Source organism: Bacteroides celer, assembly GCF_002632415.2.
GTDB lineage: Bacteria > Bacteroidota > Bacteroidia > Bacteroidales > Bacteroidaceae > Bacteroides.
Genome location: NZ_CP178209.1, coordinates 5,468,338 through 5,488,257, shown reverse-complemented (window position 1 = coordinate 5,488,257; position 19,920 = coordinate 5,468,338). Strand labels below are relative to the sequence as shown.

12 protein-coding genes are annotated in these 19,920 nt (G+C 41.7%); 10 read left to right on the top strand and 2 right to left on the bottom strand.

Translation table 11 applies throughout. The features are described 5' to 3' along the window. Positions 1–76: 76 nt before the first annotated feature. Complete coding sequence (locus CJF29_RS21965) at positions 77–1,894, bottom strand: glycoside hydrolase family 2 protein (RefSeq protein ID WP_074559449.1); 1,818 nt, start codon at positions 1,892–1,894, stop codon at positions 77–79. Between the two features lie 216 nt (positions 1,895–2,110). Further along, positions 2,111–3,220 carry a family 43 glycosylhydrolase gene (locus CJF29_RS21960; RefSeq protein WP_176553115.1) on the bottom strand — a complete coding sequence of 370 codons (1,110 nt, stop codon included), beginning with the start codon at positions 3,218–3,220 and terminating at the stop codon, positions 2,111–2,113. Positions 3,221–3,386: 166 nt separating this feature from the next. Here CJF29_RS21960 and CJF29_RS21955 point away from each other — a divergent pair, with 166 nt between their 5' ends. From CJF29_RS21955 to CJF29_RS21910, 10 genes are all read left to right on the top strand, one after another. Continuing rightward, positions 3,387–4,376, top strand: coding sequence for a glycoside hydrolase family 43 protein (locus tag CJF29_RS21955; RefSeq protein ID WP_099146301.1), 990 nt, complete (start codon positions 3,387–3,389; stop codon positions 4,374–4,376). A gap of 105 nt (positions 4,377–4,481) precedes the next feature. Then, the gene (locus tag CJF29_RS21950; RefSeq protein ID WP_099146302.1) at positions 4,482–5,054 is read left to right on the top strand and encodes an RNA polymerase sigma factor; all 573 of its coding nucleotides are present in this window, start codon (positions 4,482–4,484) and stop codon (positions 5,052–5,054) included. A 112-nt stretch (positions 5,055–5,166) separates the two neighbouring features. Next, entirely contained in the window at positions 5,167–6,369 is a 1,203-nt protein-coding gene (locus CJF29_RS21945) for a FecR family protein (protein WP_099146342.1), read from the top strand. 158 nt (positions 6,370–6,527) lie between these two features. Continuing rightward, the gene (locus CJF29_RS21940; RefSeq protein WP_099146343.1) at positions 6,528–9,959 is read left to right on the top strand and encodes a TonB-dependent receptor; all 3,432 of its coding nucleotides are present in this window, start codon (positions 6,528–6,530) and stop codon (positions 9,957–9,959) included. An 11-nt stretch (positions 9,960–9,970) separates the two neighbouring features. Next, positions 9,971–11,890 carry a RagB/SusD family nutrient uptake outer membrane protein gene (locus tag CJF29_RS21935; RefSeq protein WP_004299532.1) on the top strand — a complete coding sequence of 640 codons (1,920 nt, stop codon included), beginning with the start codon at positions 9,971–9,973 and terminating at the stop codon, positions 11,888–11,890. 23 nt (positions 11,891–11,913) lie between these two features. Next, positions 11,914–13,236: a glycoside hydrolase family 76 protein gene (locus tag CJF29_RS21930; protein ID WP_099146303.1), complete on the top strand. Its 1,323-nt coding sequence runs from the start codon at positions 11,914–11,916 to the stop codon at positions 13,234–13,236. Between the two features lie 25 nt (positions 13,237–13,261). After that, positions 13,262–14,404 (top strand): DUF4972 domain-containing protein, encoded by a 1,143-nt coding sequence (locus tag CJF29_RS21925; RefSeq protein ID WP_008642816.1) that lies wholly within the window; start codon positions 13,262–13,264, stop codon positions 14,402–14,404. 22 nt (positions 14,405–14,426) lie between these two features. Beyond that, entirely contained in the window at positions 14,427–15,893 is a 1,467-nt protein-coding gene (locus CJF29_RS21920) for a DUF4972 domain-containing protein (RefSeq protein WP_099146344.1), read from the top strand. 232 nt (positions 15,894–16,125) lie between these two features. After that, positions 16,126–17,385: a glycoside hydrolase family 76 protein gene (locus CJF29_RS21915; RefSeq protein WP_099146304.1), complete on the top strand. Its 1,260-nt coding sequence runs from the start codon at positions 16,126–16,128 to the stop codon at positions 17,383–17,385. 55 nt (positions 17,386–17,440) lie between these two features. Next, positions 17,441–19,918 (top strand): glutaminase domain-containing protein, encoded by a 2,478-nt coding sequence (locus tag CJF29_RS21910; protein ID WP_099146305.1) that lies wholly within the window; start codon positions 17,441–17,443, stop codon positions 19,916–19,918. Positions 19,919–19,920 lie beyond the last annotated feature (2 nt).

Here is a 19,920-nt window from a genome sequence, read left to right as displayed (position 1 = left end):
ATAAAAAACAGCACCCTGAATATAGACCTTCAGAGGTGCTGTTTTAAATTCAACAAGGAAAAGAGTATTGTGCTAATTATTCTTTATTCAGAGAGTTACAGATTTTTTGATTGATTTCTCTGATTTTAGCTTCATCCATTTTGATTACTTTACGGTCGTAAGTGAGCAGACCGTTGATTTCACCTTCTACGTCTGTTGTCTGAGTATATACGGCAGCAGAGAATCCTTTCTGGATCAATTCCAACAGATGTCTGCCATATTTAATGTATTCGTTTGTTACTTCGTCCGATGTATTGAACTTCACATAACCCCAGTTTTTCTTGTCATTCACCCAAGTGTTTCCTTCTACTACAAGGCCGATACCTCCGTACTCACCCAATACGGTAGCACGTCTCGGATCGTAAAGGAACATGTTTGGTCCCGGATAGTGGTGAAGGTCGAGAATATCGCCACAAGTGTAGTGATTACCACCACTGGCAGGATTCACCAGTCGGCTAGGATCGTATTCTTTGGTCCAAGCTACGATTTCCGGAGTTTTGAATTGTCCCCATGCTTCGTTGAAAGGTACCCATACAGCGATACTTGGATAAGAGTACAGACAGTCGATGATTTCTTTCCACTCTTTGCGGTAGTTAGCTTCGGAAGCAGCAGAACGGATTACTTCTGTACCGTTGAAATAGTTGCGTGCCTGCCACTGTGGGCTAGGGCCACCGTTCGGCATATCTTGCCATACGATCAATCCCAACTGGTCGCAATGAGTGTACCAGCGTGCAGGTTCTACCTTGACGTGCTTACGTACCATGTTGTAGCCGAAGTCTTTTGTCTTTTTCAAGTCATAAACCAATGCTTCATCTGTTGGTGCAGTATATAAACCATCAGGCCACCATCCCTGGTCGAGCGGACCGAACTGGAAGTAGTCTTTGTTGTTCAATTGCAGGCGAGTGATGCCATTCGGACTCTTGCGAACAGAGTATTTACGCATAGCAGTATAGCTCTTTACTTGGTCTATTGCTTTTCCGTCTTTATACAGGGTCACTTCCATATTGTAAAGGAAAGGAGAGTCTGGCGACCATAGTTTAGCATTAGCAGGCATTGCCAGTTCAACGGGTACTCCGTTCAACGCTGCACCTTTGGCTACAAGATTCTTGCCATCGAATACTTTTACTTCCACTTTGTCTGCAGAAGTTGTGTTGGCAGCCACTTCTACCTTAACAGAGTTATTATCAATATCAGGAGTAGTTTTCAGATTAGCAATGTATTGTGTTGCCACCGGTTCCAACCACACTGTTTGCCAGATACCTGTAACCGGAGTGTACCAAATGCCATGAGGGTTTGCTATTTGTTTTCCTCTGGGTTGTTCGCCACGATCTGAAGGGTCCCATACTTTTACTACCAGGTCATTATTTCCTTTATTAAGTACGGAAGTAATATCGAAATAGAAAGGAGTAAATCCACCTGTGTGTTCACCTACCTTTACGTCATTCACCCAAACCTCTGCTTTCCAGTCTACTGCTCCGAAGTGCAACAGGACTTGTTTGCCACGCCAGTTGGAAGGAACGTCGAAAGTGCGTTGGTACCACAATTCTTCTTTCTCGTTTATCATTTTGCCTACGCCTGATAAAGACGATTCTACGGCAAAAGGAACAAGAATATCACCCTGGTAAGCAGCAGGAGTAGGATCACCCTTTTTGGTGATTGCATATTTCCAAAGCCCGTTCAGGTTTTTCCAGTCACTGCGTTCCATGATAGGACGCGGATATTCCGGCAATACGTTTTTAGGATCAAGCTGTTCTCCCCACGATGTCTTGATTTTGTCACCGGCAGGTTTCCATTGAGCAAAAGTCGAACTGCATAGAGCCAATGCTAGTAGCATTGTTAGAAAATTCTTTTTCATGTTCATGGTATACATTATAATTAGTTATTGAATTGATATCCCATAAGAAGGAACATTGCAAAGAAAGTGGAATTAAAAGAAAATAAAGGAAATTTGCCGTTCAAAAAACAGCAAAATCTCTTCTTTTTCTATATAAAATCCCGTATAAAGTTACTTTTGATGATAAATACCGGAAAGAGTGGTCAGTTTTTATTCTTTGTTGAATAATTGTTTTTATTATTTGTCAGCAGTTTTTGTTCCTGATGGTTTGGGAAGTTTCGTTCCGGCCTTGTCCGGAACACCCAATACAGGCATTCCGTCTTTGTCCCATTCTATTTTTTGTAGGCGGGGAGAACGTGAGTCCATTGCACCCGGAGCATCATTCGGTATCTGACGGGCATGATACACCATATAACATTCTTTTCCATCCGGTGAGGGAACGAAAGAACTTCCACCGGGGCCAAAAACTTCATTCTTCGGTTCCTGTTGGAATACGGGTGTCGGATGTTTCTTCCAGGAAGCGGGGTCCAGCAGGTTGGCATTTGCATCTGCTGTCAGTAATCCTACACAATAGTAAGGCGTCCAGCTACCACTGGCGGAATAAAAAATGCATACTTTGTCTTTATTCTTCGGTTGGAAAAAGTGAGGTGCCTCGTTCACATGAATCGGATAGGCCGTTTTACTGCCATCGGGATTGACCCATTGACATTCCCACTCATATTCAGGTTTGGAAATCAGGACTCTGTCGGAGGAAAGTGTCCATGGATTTTCCATGGAAGCAATGTAAATACATTGTGTTTCGCTGTCAATCCTGCGTTTTTGCCATCCGCACCAAATCATGTAACGTTGTCCGTTGTGCTCGAAGGTACTTGCATGAATCGCCCAGTTGTTATTTTTGTCGGTCGGTATACGACCCTTCATGACAAACTTACCCTCTGTGGGAATAGCAGCCTCGTTCTCAATCACATATATCTGGTGATTGTCCATATTGCCATCGTCTGCGGCGAAGTAAATATACCATTTGTTGTTGATACGATGTATTTCGGGAGCCCATAGGTGATGCGAATTACTAGGGTCGTTCGGTATCCATACCGGCTTTTTAAGACTGTCATTCAAGTTGGTTATATCACTCGTTTCCCAAAGTACGATTCTGCTTTCGGAACCTTGTGTGTAGTAATATTTTCCTTCGTGAAAAACACCCCATGGTTCTGCTCCTTTTTCGCGCAACGGATTCGTATAGGTATCTCCTGTTATTGTTTCCTTTTCCGGCTCTGTTTTCTTCTTGGGTTGGCAAGATGCACAAATAATGATTAAAAGTACAGTTAGTAATGAGATTCCGCTTTTCATGGTATTTTTCATTTTATAATGACACTGCAAAGAAAGCACAAAATCTTGATAAATCATCTTTTTTTTTGCAGATTGGTTAGTATTTATCCTTAATTGGCTCATAATTATTGAATTTTCTATTTGTTTTTTCTCATCTTTGTAGCACGAACTTTAAAATTGATATTATATGAAACTAAAACATCTTATTCTTTTCAGTATTATTTGTTGTTCCCAGTCTGTATTTGGACAAAAAGCCGGTCAGCAACCAAAGACAAGTGGCAATCCTGTATTTCCGGGCTGGTATGCCGATCCGGAAGGAATTGTGTTCGGAGACGAATACTGGATTTACCCTACGTATTCGGCGCCTTATGACGAACAAACTTTCATGGATGCCTTCTCGTCTAAAGACCTGGTGAACTGGACAAAACACCCGAAAGTGTTATCGAAAGAGAATATAAGTTGGTTTAAACGTGCTTTATGGGCACCTGCTGTGATTCATGCGAATGACAAATATTATATATTCTTCGGTGCGAATGATATTCAAAGTAATAACGAGCTGGGAGGTATTGGTGTGGCTGTGGCCGACAATCCTGCCGGACCATTTAAGGATGCACTGGGCAAACCTCTGATTGATAAATTTGTAAATGGTGCACAACCGATCGATCAGTTTGTTTACAAAGATGATGACGGACAGTATTATATGTATTATGGTGGCTGGGGACATTGCAATATGGTGAAGCTGGCTCCGGACTTGTTGAGTATCGTACCGTTTGAGGATGGTACCATCTATAAGGAAGTAACTCCCGAAAAATATGTAGAGGGACCTTTCATGTTGAAACGTAACGGTAAATACTATTTTATGTGGTCGGAAGGCGGTTGGACCGGACCGGATTATTGCGTAGCCTATGCGATTGCCGACTCACCATTCGGACCTTTTAAAAGAGAAGCAAAAATATTGGAACGCGATCCTAATATTGGAACGGGTGCCGGTCATCATTCTGTTGTGAAAGGTCCGGGAGCAGACGAATGGTACATCATTTATCATCGCCATCCATTGGGTGAAACGGATGGAAACGCTCGTGTGACCTGCATTGATCGCATGATTTTTGATAAGGACGGAAAAATAAAACCTATAAAGATGACTTTCGAGGGAGTAGAGGCTAGCCCATTGAAGTAAAATCTGAAAAGTTCAGCCCATCGGTAATTAATATTTTAATAAAGATGGGCTTTTTTTGATTTATTGTTTTATTTTTGTCCTTATAAATCTAATATACTTATTATAATGAAATCGGATATACATACTCTCTCTGATTCCCTTTTGTGGAAAAGGTTTCTCGAAGGAGACTCGAGTGCGTATACCCAAATATATAATCAAACAGTACAAGATCTGTTTCGATTCGGATTATTATATACTTCGGATAAAGAATTAATTAAAGACTGCATACATGATGTGTTTTTGAAAATTCACATGAATCGTGCAAAGTTGGCTCCAACAGATAATATTGCCGCCTATTTGACAGTGGCGTTGAAAAACACTCTTTTTAATGCGCTGAAAAAAACAACAGATTCTCTCCCGTTTGATGAAATAGGTGAGAGAGAAGATACGGTTGACGACTCTCCTTCCACTCCGGAAACTATATATATTAATAATGAACAGGAAAAACAAGTTCAGACAACCGTACATTCTATGATGTCTGTATTGACGGACAGACAGCGCGAAATTATTTATTATCGGTATATCAAAGAGATGAGTATCGATGAAATCAGTAAGGTGACAGATATGAATAATCAGTCTGTTTCTAATTCTATTCAACGGGCTTTGGGACGTATCCGCGACTTATTTAAGAGAAAATAAGAGAGAATAACCAGCCCATTTTTCCTGCCTATCAAAAAAAGTGGAAAAAACTTCGAAAAAGGTGAGTATAAAATGAAAGTACAACTGTTATTCATACGTAAAGACAATGAAAATGATGAACTCTGAACAAGAACATACAGATTTTTCCCTATATACTTTTGAAGAATTTCTTCAGAATGATTTCTTTGTTTCTTCTATGAACTATCCTACGGAAGAAACACAGAAGTTCTGGGATGAATTTGAACAGATGAATCCTTCTAATATAGATGAATATATCGCTGCAAAAAGATATTTGGAAGTTTTTTCGAAAGAGAAGGGTGAGGTACTTTCAAACCAGGAAACGGATGATTTATGGATTCGTATTCAAGCGACTAATATAAATAAGGAGAAAGCGAGACGCAAGAACTATTTCTTAATAGGATTGAGTGCGGCTGCCAGTGTGGCTATTCTTGTGGGATGTTTCTTCTTTTTGAAGAACTATTCTTCGGCTCTGGATCCGGACATTGCCACATTTGCTGTGAATACGAAAGCCGATTTGCCTTTGACGGAAGAAACACTGTTGATTTTGGCAGAAGATAATGTCGTGAGTTTGAAGGAAAAAGAAACAGAGATCACGTATGATTCCGTAGAAATCAAAACGAATCAGGAAAGTATACAAAAGGAGAAATCGGCAACTTATAACCAATTGGTTATTCCACGTGGAAAACGTTCGGTATTGACGTTTGCCGATGGATCTAAAGTCTGGGTGAATGCCGGTACAAGGGTGGTTTATCCGGTGGAGTTTGAACAAGACAAACGTGAAATCTATGTGGATGGTGAAATCTACATAGAAGTGGCCAGAGATGAAAATCGTCCTTTCTATGTGCGGACCAAAGATATGAATGTCAGAGTGCTTGGTACTAAATTTAATGTAACTGCGTATGAATCGGAAGCAATTAGAAGTGTAGTGCTGGCACAAGGATGTGTTCAGGTGGAGACAGACCGGACTCCTAAAGCCATTCTGGCTCCTAATCAGATGTTCAGTTCTGCCGATGGAAAGGAAAATATAACACAGGTAGATGTAGAAGAAGCTATATCATGGGTGAATGGACTCTATTATTTCCAAAGTGCTGATTTGGGAATCGTTTTGAAACGTCTGTCTACCTATTATGGCATTAACGTAGAATTTGACCCAGCGCTAAGTAAAATAAAATGTTCTGGAAAAATCGATTTGAAAGACAACTTTGAAACAGTAATTAATGGATTAACCTTTGTTGCACCAATCTCTTATGCCTATGATGAACAATATAAGACGTATCGAGTCGTAACGAAATAGATATGAAAAAATAAGATAAAGAATAAATCTAATTCCTGAATTTTATGGTAATTTTTGTAGAAAGTGGATGATACACGCTATCATCCAACTGGGACGTGTGTACCCAATAATGTTTAGATACAGAAATAATATTATGAGAAAATTTTAACATGTTTAATATGAAAAATGCAATTAGAGAACGAAAGAGTAAGGTTCTCGGGCTATTCCTTTGCTTTTTACTTCTCGGAATAGACTACTCTTTCGCAAGTTACAACAATTATTCTCAATTTAAGACCCTCTCGGTCAGCGTTAATAACTCGACGTTGAGAGAAGTGCTTAAAACGATAGAGAAAAGTAGTCAATTTGTTTTCTTCTACTTAGATGATGCTGTGAACTTAGAACGTAAGGTATCTATCGACAGTAAGAATAAGAAGATAGAAGAAATTCTTTCTGAACTTTTCGAGGGTACTTCATGTACTTATCGGATCTCTGACAGACAAATCTTTATTTCCGGAAATGCATCGGCTCCTAATGAACAGCAACAGAATAAACGGAAAATAACCGGACGTGTTACTGATGTAAAAGGGGAACCGCTTATTGGAGTGAACGTTACCGTGGATGGAGATGCAAACGGTTCGATTACCAATATGGATGGTTTGTATGAGATATTCGTAACCAAAAAAAGCGTAGTGCTTAAATTTACTTATATAGGTTTTAAAACTTCAGAAATACGGACGAATGCATCTACTAATATTTACGACGTGGCCTTGGAAGAACAGGTGAACGAGTTGGAAGAGACTGTGATTGTTGGTTATGGTACCCAGCGTAAAATAAGTAATATCGGCGCACAATCTTCTATGAAGATGGAGGATATTAAAACACCTTCTGCCAGTTTAACTACAACGCTGGCAGGTCGTTTGGCCGGTGTTGTAGCCGTGCAACGTACGGGAGAACCGGGTAAAGATGCCGCTGATATCTGGATTCGTGGTATTTCTACTCCCAACACTTCTTCTCCGCTGGTATTGGTGGATGGAGTGGAACGTTCGTTCAATGACATCGATCCGGAAGACATTGAATCGTTGACAACACTGAAAGATGCATCGGCAACGGCTGTGTATGGTGTGCGAGGTGCTAATGGTGTGATCCTGATTAAAACCAAACCGGGAAAGGTGGGAAAACCGACAGTGAGCGCGGATTATTATGAATCGTTTACCCGTTTCACGAAGATGGTTGATCTGGAAGACGGTATCACTTATATGAATGCAGCCAACGAGGCAATGCGTAATGACGGTATTGCTACAAAATATACGGAGGACCAGATACGTAACACGATTGCGGGAAAAGATTCTTATTTGTACCCGAACGTGGATTGGTTGAAGGAAATCTTTAATGATTGGGGACACAATCGTCGTGTGAATGTAAACGTGCGGGGTGGTAGTGAAAAGGTCGCTTATTATGCGTCAGTCAGCTACTTCAATGAAACTGGTATGACGGTGACTGATAAGAATATCAACACCTATGATTCCAAAATGAAATATAGCCGTTATAACTTTACCACTAATCTGAATATCGATGTGACTCCTACTACTAAAGTGGAGATCGGTGCACAAGGTTATTTGGGAGAAGGAAACTATCCGGCCATCTCTTCTGCTGATTTGTATAATGCGGCAATGTCAATTTCACCGGTTGAATATCCGAAGATGTTCTTTGTCAACGGACAAGCCTATGTGCCCGGAACTTCAACTAACAATAACTTTAATAACCCTTATTCACAAGCTACCCGTCGCGGATATGATAACCTGACGAAAAATCAGATCTATTCCAATCTGCGTATCACACAGGATTTGGATATGCTTACTAAAGGACTGAAATTGACTGCCATGTATGCGTTCGATGTATACAATGAGATACATGTACATCAAGACCGTGCAGAGTCTACTTATAACTTCCTGGATACAAGTGTTCCTTACGATATGGACGGACAACCCATTCTGCAACGTATTTATGAAGGAAGTAACGTGTTGAGTTATAAACAGGAAACAAGTGGTAATAAGAAAACTTATCTGGAAGCTTCCCTGAACTATGACCGGACATTCAATGACGATCATCGTGTCAGTGCACTGTTCCTGTTCAACCAGCAATCCAAACTGTTGTATCCGAAAGGTACACTGGAAGATGCGATTCCTTATCGTATGATGGGTATTGCCGGTCGTGCCACTTATTCATGGAAAGACCGTTATTTTGCAGAATTCAACATCGGTTATAACGGCGCCGAGAACTTCTCACCCAAACATCGTTTCGGAACTTTCCCTGCATTTGGTGTAGGTTGGGTTATCTCGAACGAGAAATTCTGGCAACCGCTGTCAAAAACTGTTTCTTTCCTGAAGATACGCTATACGGATGGTAAAGTAGGTAATAGTGAAGTTTCCGACCGTCGTTTTATGTATCTGGACCAGATGAAAGAGAACGGTGATTATGGTTATAAATTCGGACCGAACGGAACAAAATGGTCTGGTTATGAAACAGTAAATATGGCTGTTGACTTAATTTGGGAAGAATCTCGTAAACAAGACTTGGGTATTGATATAAAACTGTTTAATGACGATCTGTCTATTGTATTCGACTTGTTTAAGGAACGTCGTGAGAACATCCTGTTGAAGCGTGAGCATTCTATACCTTCATTCCTGGGCTACAATACATCTGCTCCTTATGGAAATATTGGTATCATAGAAAATAAAGGATTCGATGGAACGATAGAGTATAACAAGCGTATAAATAAAGACTGGGTACTTGCGCTTCGTGGTAATATCACCTTTAATAAGGATAAATGGATTCAGGGAGAATTGCCGGAACAAAAATACGAATGGATGAACCAGTATGGACGTAACATCAATGGAGTTAAAGGATATGTGGCCGAAGGACTGTTCACTCAAGCTGAAATAGATGATATGGCACGTTGGGAATCGTTGTCGGATGCCAATAAAGCAATCACTCCCAAACCTTTTGCTTCACAGTTTGGTACAGTAAAGGCGGGAGATATCAAATACAAGGATTTAAACAATGACGGTCAGATTGATGCGTACGACCAGACTTACATTTCCCGTGGGGATGTGCCGACAACTGTTTATGGTTTCGGATTTACCGTAGGTTGGAAAGATTTGTCGGTAGGTATGATGTTCCAAGGTGTAGCAGGAGCCGAACGTGTTTTGAATGGTAGCAGTATTAATCCGTTTAACGGCGGTGGTGGTAGCGGTAACCTCTACTCTAACATTGGCGACCGTTGGACAGAGGAAAATCCGGATCAGAATGCCTTTTATCCGCGTCTGTCTTATGGAAGCGAAACAACCAGTAATATTAATAACTTCCAGAAGAGCACATGGTGGGTGCGTAACATGAACTTCCTGCGTCTGAAGACATTGCAGGTATCTTATAACCTGCCGAAACCTTGGGTGAATAAAGTTCATCTGAAGAATGCGGCTGTATATGTAATGGGAACTAACCTGTTCACCTTGAGTCGTTTCAAATTGTGGGATCCGGAGTTGAATACCGATAATGGTGCTTCTTATCCAAATACGACTTCTTATTCAGTTGGTATTAATTTCACATTCTAAACAAAAAGATAATGAAAAAATATAATTATATAATCGTTAGTTTGCTGGCGTGTCTCTTGACGACATCTTGTAATGACTATTTTGACCAGGTGCCTGATGACCGTTTATCACTCAAGGAGATTTTCACAACCAGAGATGGAGCCTTGCGGTATCTTTCGAACGTATACACATTCTTACCGGATGAATTTAACCAACGTCAGGTGCATGAAACAAGTCTGTACCGTACTCCCGGTCCCTGGACAGGTTCCAGCGACGAAGCAGAGTGGACAAATGACAATAAAGGGAAATTGATAAATAACAACTCAATCGATGCTACCGAAGGAACGATGGTATTGTATCGCTGGAAGAGCTGGTTTTCAGGTATTCATGAAGCGGCAGTATTTACAGAAAATGTAGATCAGGCACCGCTGACTGTTACAGAAAGAAATCAATGGAAAGCGGAAGCAAGAGCTTTGCGGGCGATCTACTATTTTTATTTAGTACGTACTTATGGTCCGGTTCCTTTGCTTGAAAAGGACTTCCCGATGGATACTCCGAGCGATGAGTTGCAACTCCCGCGTAATACGGTAGACGAGTGTTTCGATTTTATCGTATCAGAACTGAAAGGTGCGCAAAACGATGGTTTACTGGATGATGCTTCTACCGACAAAGTGTCCGGATATGGCCGTATTGATAAGGCGATTGCACAGGCGTTTATCATCGAGGCATTGACTTATCGTGCTAGCTGGTTGTTTAATGGTGAGTGCAATTACTATTCAGACTTGGCTAATACGGACGGAACAAAACTGTTCCCTAACAAACCGGACGAAGCTACCAAACGTGCCAATTGGCAGAAAGTGATTAATGAATGTAACACTTTCTTCTCTAATTACGGAAGTCGTTATCATTTGATGTATACCAATAAGGACGGTGTTTCTGTTTCCGGTCCGGACTCGGAAGGCTTCAGCCCGACGGAATCTTATCGCCGTGCAGTAAGAACCCTGTTTTCTGAAATGGGTAACAATAAAGAAATGATTTTCTATCGTTTGGATAATGCTGCCGGAACCATGCAGTACGACCGTATGCCGAATAGATCCGGTAATACGACCAACTATAGAGGCGGTAGCTTGTTGGGAGCAACCCAAGAAATGGTAGATGCCTATTTCATGTCAAACGGAGAATCTCCTATTTCCGGTTATAGTGCTGACGGAGTCACTCCGATTATCAACGAAAAATCCGATTATGTAGAAGAGGGAGTTTCTACAACAGAATACAAGGGAACAGACGGTACCTTATATGCACCGACAGGAACCAGAATGATGTATGTTAATCGTGAACCTCGTTTTTATGTAGACATTACCTTTAGTAATTCAAAATGGTTTGATGGAACAGAAGGCGATTATATAGTAGATTTCACTTATAGCGGAAGTTGTGGTAAAGAACAAGGTAGCAATGACTATACAAGTACAGGTTATTTGGTGCGCAAAGGAATGGATTCCGGCGATCGTAACCAGAACTTGGTTTGTGTGCTCTTGCGTCTGACTAATATTTATTTTGACTATATCGAAGCGCTTGCGCATGTCAGCCCGACTCATGAAGACATCTGGACGTATATGAACATGATCCGTAAGCGTGCGGGTATTCCGGGATACGGTGAAACAGTCAATCTGCCTAAACCGACTACAACGGAAGAAGTCATGGAGCTGATTCGTAAAGAGAAGCGCATTGAGTTGAGTTTCGAAAACTGCCGTTATTTTGATGTACGTCGCTGGGGATTGGTAAATGAGTATTTCAACAAGGCAATTCACGGTATGAATGTCAATTATGACGGAAATGAATTCTTCAAACGTACGGAGATTGTGAAGCGTATTTTTGACCGTCAGTACTTCTTCCCTATACCACAGGGCGAAATTGATATTGATAAAAACTTGGTTCAGAATACAGGATTCTAAATACTGATTATAAAATAGAAATTATGATGAAACAATATATTTTCTCTGCAGTTTGTCTCATGTCCGGTGTCCTTTGTATGTCCTCTTGCAATGAGGATAAACAGGCAAAGCCATATACCCCGGATTACGAGATTGTACCGGAGTATACCAATGCGGATACCTGGACTGCCTATGAAGCATTTAATGATAACTTGCTGGATACCGATAAGAACATTTATAAAACAAGTACCGCTTATACCGCTGCTACCGACCGTAATAACGGAGCTGCCGCTATCTGGTGCCAGCCGATCTATTGGGATATGGCCATGAACGCATATAAACGTGCAAAAGCGGAAGGAGATACGGAAAGAGAAAACAAATACAAGCAGTTGTGTGATGATTTGTTTGCCGGAAATAAAGCACATTATGTAAACTTTGATTTCGACAATAATAATGAGAATACCGGCTGGTTTATCTATGATGATATACAGTGGTGGACCATTACTTTGGCACGTGCTTACGAATTATTTAAAGTGGAAGAGTATCGCAGTCTGGCAGAAGCAAGTTTTGCACGTGTATGGTACGGTTCTCCCCGTGTAGGTGATACGGGTTCTTATGCAGATCCTGAAAAGAATTTGGGTGGAGGTATGTTCTGGCAATGGCAGCCTATCGGCAATCCGAATGAAAATGCTGCCGGTGATGGTAAGATGGCTTGTATCAATTTCCCGACTGTGGTAGCTGCATTGACCCTTTACAATAACGTTCCTGCCGATCGTGTGGCTGATCCGAATCCGGAAAGCTGGAGTAATAAGTACGGTGATTTTACCCGTCCGCATTATGAAACGAAGGAAGCTTATCTGGCAAAAGGAAAAGAAATCTATGAATGGGCTGTGAAGAATCTGGTAGACAGCAATACCGGAGAGGTTGCCGACAGCAAGCATGGTGAAGGCAATCCGGCATGGTCGGACCATGTGTACAATCAGGCCACTTTTATCGGAGCTTCGTTATTGCTTTATAAAGCTACCGGTGAGAAAACATATTTGGACAATGCAATTTTGGGAGCTGACTATACAATGAATACCATGTCCGGAACGTATGATTTACTGCCGTTCGAGAGTGGCGTGGAACAGGGTATTTATACCGCTATCTTTGCGGAATACATGGCCATGCTGGTGAATGATTGTGGCCAGACCCAGTACGTACCGTTCTTGAAACGTAACATTAATTACGGCTGGGCTAATCGTGACCGGACACGTAATTTGTGTGGTGGCGAATATCATAAGGCACAGATAGAAGGCGCTACTATTGACAGCTATAGTGCATCCGGAATACCGGCATTGATGTTGTTGTTTCCGGCAGATAAATAATTGTAACCCATAAAAAAGAAGAATAATGAATACGAAATATTCAAATTGGAAAATGTGGTATTATGTGTTATGCATGGTACTGACACTTCAATTGGCGGCTTGTTCTGAAGAAACGCATGACGAGTATACTGCGGCTCCTGAAATAGAAGATACCTATATCGACCAACTGGATGCATTGATTGCTGAAATGACCGATTTGCAGCAAAATTCAGACTACGGAGATAAGAAAGGACAGTACCCCACCGAAAGCCGGGCAATTCTGACAGATGCGATAGATGATGCCAATCGTGCGGTACTTTTAATCAAATATCAGCAACCCTCTCCGTCGGAAAGTGAGAAACAACGCTATGTGGCAGAAGCCAAGGCGTCTATAGAACAGTTCAAGAGTACGATCCGTACAGAAGACGCTGAAACAACACCGGCTGAACTGTTTGTGGACGGACGTGGTGATGGTGGTTCTTATATCGATTTCGGACGTAGCGAAGAATATGTCAATTTCGGAACCGAAGGAAACCAAGCCTTTACTGTTGAGTTTTGGGTGAAAGTAACCAAAGGTGGTGGAAAAGACCAGAATGTGTTCCTGTCAACTTATATGGGCGGTGACGGATGGCGTAATGGCTGGATGATGTACTGGCGTAATGCAGACGGTGGTATTTATCGTGCAACTTGGGGCGAAACAGGAGGAAATATCTGTGAACCGTCACTAAAGGCACCGGAAGATGGAGAATGGCAACATTTCTTGTTTGTGTACAGTGATAAAGGCTTGCCGGGCAGTCCGGAGCTTCGTGCGAAATTGTATGTGAACGGAGAAGTGAAAACAACCGAGGGAAGCGTGGGTAACAGGTTCTATAATTCGAGCAACTATGCCAACTATAATGCACCGATGACCGCTTTCGGACGTTATATGCGTACCAGTGATAATCTGTTTGAAGAAGGCTTTGCCGGTTATATGAAGAAAATCCGTATCTGGAAAAGCGCAAAGGATAACGAATATGTTCAGAATTCTTATAATGGAACGGCTGAAGTGACGGGTAAAGAAGCAGACTTGGCGGCAGCATGGGATTTCATGACCAAACCTTCCGGTTCGGGTAATGAAGTAATAGACCTGACAGGCCGTCATACTGCTAAGATTATCGGTACTTACGAGTGGCAACGTATTGTTGAATAATAATGTAAAAACGATGAAAAACATGAAATGTTTAACTAATAAATGGAGAGAGGGAGCAATGCTCCTCTCTTTCCTCCTGATTTCTAGTCTGGCAGGGATATTTACCGCTTGTGACGATATTGAAGACGAGTATATAACAGATACACAGTTGAGTATCTTGCAGGAAAATCGTGCGTCATTGAACTATTTATTGAAGAATTCAACTTACGGAACTGCTCCCGGGACATATCCTGAAACCGGAAAGGATATATTAAATGCCGCTATTACCGAGTTGGATGCACTGATAACACGGGTAGAAGCTGGTGAGGAACTGGATGAAACAACTTTGGAAGCTGCTGTAGCAAAGGTAAATCAAGCGATTGACGAGTTTAAAAATTCAAAATATTATAATCTGTCTCCGGAAGCACAGCAATATATCAATAATTTACTGGCTAAGGCAGATGAAATACTTGCAATCGTTAATGATGAAACGAGGTGGGGAAATCATCAGGGACAATATCCGGTAGAAAATAAGTCGGTTTTGGAGAGTGCAGCTAAAGACTTGGAAAGTCTGGCTGAAAGAATCAAATCCGGTTCCATCACAGATATGACGCAGGAGATTTATGATGAGGCTATTGCTGCTGCCGATAAGAAAGTAGAAGAAGTCGAAGATTCTGCATGGCCGGATAACAGTCAGATTACCTGGAATCTGTTTGTAGATGGAAATGCCGGTTCTTATATAGACTTTGGTTATAGCGAGGATTATGTGAAGTTTGGAGAGGATGACAATCAGGCATTTACGATTGAACTTTGGGTGAATATTAAAGAATATTGCAATAAGCAGGGAGAAGACAACTGTACTTTCCTTTCTACCATGACCAACGATCCTTATTGGAGCGGATGGCGTGCCCAGGATCGTACAAAGGGATTGTTGAGAACAATGGTTGCTCACTGGCAAGATAATAATCACACAAATCCACAAGAATGGGAACCGGGATGGAAAAAGTCGGACAACTGGACCAAAGATCGTTGGACGCATTATGCATTCCTCTTCAGGGATAAGGGATTGCCGGGATTTGATACTCCGACAGATGTGAAGTGCTATTCCATGATTGATGGTACGAGACAAGGTGAAGTCATTCGTGTGGGTGAGTCCTGGAGAACGTATATCAATAAACAATCCATAGCCAATCAGATTAAAATGACCGGATTCTGTATGATGGACAATAATGGAAATCGTAACGAATGGTTCTCCGGTTACATAAAGAAGATCCGTATCTGGAAAACAAACCGGACAGAAAATCAGGTATATGCTTCTTATATGGGGAATGAAGAAGGTGTAAGTGCCGATAATCCGAATTTGGTAGAAGCCTGGGATTTTGAAGTGAAAGGTGATCAGCCTACTCAAAGTGCTACCAGCACAATAACAGGTTTGAAAGGCCATACGGCAACATTGGTTGGTGATAACTGGCAATGGATTGAATCCACAGACATTACAGATAACAAATAATTGTTTACCGGAATGAGTTTTCAATAGGTAGATTAAATATTCCCCTTATCTCTGTCATAAGGACAGAGTAAGGGGAAATTATTCTCCAATAACCCTTTATTAATCCTTTATTTTTATTGTAGAAAAGTGTTTTGGTCTGTATTTGTTCTTTATTGAATAAATATTATCGTTTTTTTTCAGCTATTTCTGCAATCTTTGTAACAGGAAAAATACTATAAACTTATAAACTATCATGAAAAGCAAAATTCTTTTGGCTCTGACACTACTATTGGGAGCATCAACTACTATATGGGCAGTCGGCAATTCAGGAAAAGCAAACCAGAAGAAGCACGCATATACGAACGAAGATGTATGGGCAGCTTATGAAGGATTTAATAATACACTACTAGACTCCAATAAATATATTTACAAGACAAATTCGTCCTATCCAAGTGCTGTTGACCGTGGCAATGGAGCAGCGGCTATCTGGTGTCAGCCTATTTATTGGGATATGGCAATGAATGCCTATAAACTGGCAAAGGCACAGAAAGACAGAAAGAAGACAAGTTATTATAAAACACTCTGCGAGAAAATATTCGCAGGGAACAAAGCGCAATATTGTCAGTTTGATTTTGATGATAACAATGAAAATACCGGCTGGTTCATCTACGATGACATCATGTGGTGGACTATCAGCCTGGCACGTGGCTACGAACTTTTTGGAGTGGATGAATATCTGAAACTCTCGGAAGCCAGTTTCAAACGGGTATGGTATGGCTCGGAAAAAGTGGGTGATACAGGTTCGTATGACAAAGAAAACGGAGGTATGTTCTGGCAATGGCAACCCATTCAAAATCCGAAACCGAATAAATTCGGTGATGGAAAGATGGCATGTATCAACTTTCCGACAGTTGTTGCAGCATTAACCCTCTACAATAACGTGCCTGAAAATAGAAAAGAATCGACCGACAAACGGCCGGATTATCAGACGAAAGCTCAATATCTTGCCAAAGGTAAAGAAATCTATGAATGGGGAGTGGAAAATCTCTTGGATAAAGCAACAGGAAAGATTGCCGATAGCCGTCATGGAAATGGCAATCCTGCCTGGAAAGCACATGTATACAACCAGGCAACCTTTATCGGAGCGTCCATACTGCTTTATAAGGCGACCGGAGAGAAACGTTATCTGGACAATGCTATTCTGGCGGCAGACTATACAGTGAAAGATATGTCTGCAGAACATAAAGTGCTACCTTTCGAAGGTGGTATTGAACAGGGTATCTATACTGCCATCTTTGCGGAATATATGGCATGGTTGGTGTATGATTGCGGACAAACCCAATATCTCCCGTTCCTGAAACGTACCATCAAAACAGGTTGGGCAAACAGAGATAAGACACGGAACGTATGTGGAGGCGAATATTATAAAAAGTTGCCGGAAGGTGCGGAAATCGACAGTTATTCTGCTTCCGGTATACCGGCATTGATGCTTTTGTTTCCGGCTAAGAAATAAATAGAAAACGACGGAATTTGCGTAAAATAGATTAAATAAACAGGTGATTTAAATTATGAAACAACAACTGATGATGCTGTTACTGGGAACAGCTTCTGTATTTTGTAGCTGTGAGACCCAGGTAGAACAGCACGAGAAGAATGAATTACGTGCTCCGGCATATCCGCTGGTGACAATTGATCCTTATACTAGTGCATGGTCTACTACGGACAATCTATACGACAGTCCTGTAAAACATTGGACAGGCAAGGACTTTCCTTTGCTTGGCGTTGCGAAAGTAGACGGACAAACCTACCGTTTCATGGGAACGGAAGAACTGGAACTACGTCCTTTGGTAAAGACATCCGAACAAGGTAGCTGGACAGGAAAGTATACCACTCAACAGCCTGCTGACGGATGGCAGAATGCCGGATTCAATGATAAAGCCTGGAAAGAAGGCGAAGCTGCCTTCGGAACCATGGAGAATGAACATACAGCCAAAACCCAATGGGGTGAAGAATTTATCTGGGTACGCCGGGTAGCTGATATTCAGGAGGACTTGACAGGAAAGAATGTATATCTTGAATTCTCTCATGACGATGATGCTATTATTTATATCAACGGCATCAAAGTGGTAGATACAGGTAATGCTTGTAAAAAGAACGAACGGGTGAAACTGTCGGAAGAAGTGGTAGCTTCTTTGAAACCGGGTGAGAATCTGATTGCAGGCTATTGTCATAACCGGGTAGGAAACGGACTGCTGGATTTCGGATTATTGGTAGAATTGGACGGTTATCGTTCTTTCCATCAAACAGCACAACAAACTTCTGTAGACGTACAACCTATGCAGACTTATTATACATTTACTTGCGGTCCGGTAGATTTGAAACTGACATTTACCGCTCCTATGTTCATGGATAATCTGGACTTGTTGTCACGTCCGGTCAACTATATTTCTTATGAAGTAGCCTCCAATGACGGAAAGAAACATCAGGTTGAGCTGTATTTCGAAGCATCTCCGCAATGGGCAATCGACCAACCTCACCAGGAATCTGTTGCCGACAGCTTTACTGACGGCGATTTGTTATTCCTTCGTACCGGAAGCCGCAATCAGGATATTCTGAAGAAAAAGGGTGATGATGTTCGTATCGACTGGGGACATTTCTATCTGGCAGCTGAAAAGGAAAACAGCACATCTGCAATCGGTGACGGCAGAGAGCTGCGCAAGAACTTCGTAGCCAATAAACTGGAAGCTCCTACCACAAACGGTTATGATAAACTGGCTTTGGTACGTTCATTGGGCGAAACACAAAAGGCTGATGGCCATCTGTTGATCGGGTATGATGATATTTATTCTATCCAATACTTTGGTGATAACCTGCGTCCTTACTGGAACCGTGAGGGCAATGAAACGATTGTTTCCCAATTCCAGAAAGCGGAGAAAGAATACAAGACACAAATGAAGAACAGTGCTGCTTTTGACAAGAAACTGATGGAAGAAGCTACTGCTGCCGGTGGACGTAAATATGCCGAACTTTGTGCATTGGCTTATCGTCAGGCATTGGCTGCACATAAACTGGTACAGGCTCCGAACGGCGACTTGGTATTCCTTTCTAAGGAGAACTTCAGTAATGGTTCCATCGGAACAGTCGACCTGACTTATCCGGGAGCTCCGCTGCTTTTATACTACAATCCGGAATTGGTGAAAGCTACCATGAACCATATCTTCTATTATAGTGAAAGCGGAAAATGGACGAAACCATTTGCTGCGCATGATGTCGGTACTTATCCATTGGCTAACGGCCAGACTTATGGCGGTGATATGCCGGTAGAAGAATCGGGTAATATGGTAGTATTGGCTGCTGCCATTGCAAAGGTAGAAGGTAATGCAGATTACGCACAGAAACACTGGGAAACCCTGACTACGTGGACAGACTATCTGGTAGAGAACGGACTTGATCCGGCCAACCAACTTTGTACCGATGACTTTGCAGGTCACTTTGCACACAATGCCAACCTTTCTATCAAAGCAATCATGGGTGTTGCCTCATACGGTTATCTGGCAGATATGCTGGGCAAAAAAGATGTGGCTGAAAAGTACACACAGAAAGCGAAAGAAATGGCTGCCGAATGGGTGAAAATGGCTGATGATGGTGACCACTATCGTCTCACATTTGACAAACCGGGAACATGGAGCCAGAAGTATAACTTGGTGTGGGATAAACTGTTGAATCTGCAAATCTTCCCTAAAAATGTTGCAGAAACGGAAATAGCTTACTATCTTTCGAAGCAAAATAAATATGGTCTTCCGTTGGATAACCGTGAAACATACACAAAGACCGACTGGATCATGTGGACAGCTACATTGGCAAATGACAAAGCTACCTTTGAGAAATTTATCGAACCCGTATATCTGTTTATGAACGTTACACCTAACCGTGTTCCGATGTCCGACTGGGTATTTACAGACGAACCGAATCAAAGAGGCTTCCAGGCACGTTCCGTTGTAGGTGGATATTATATCAAAATGCTTGAAGGAAAACTGATTAAATAAAA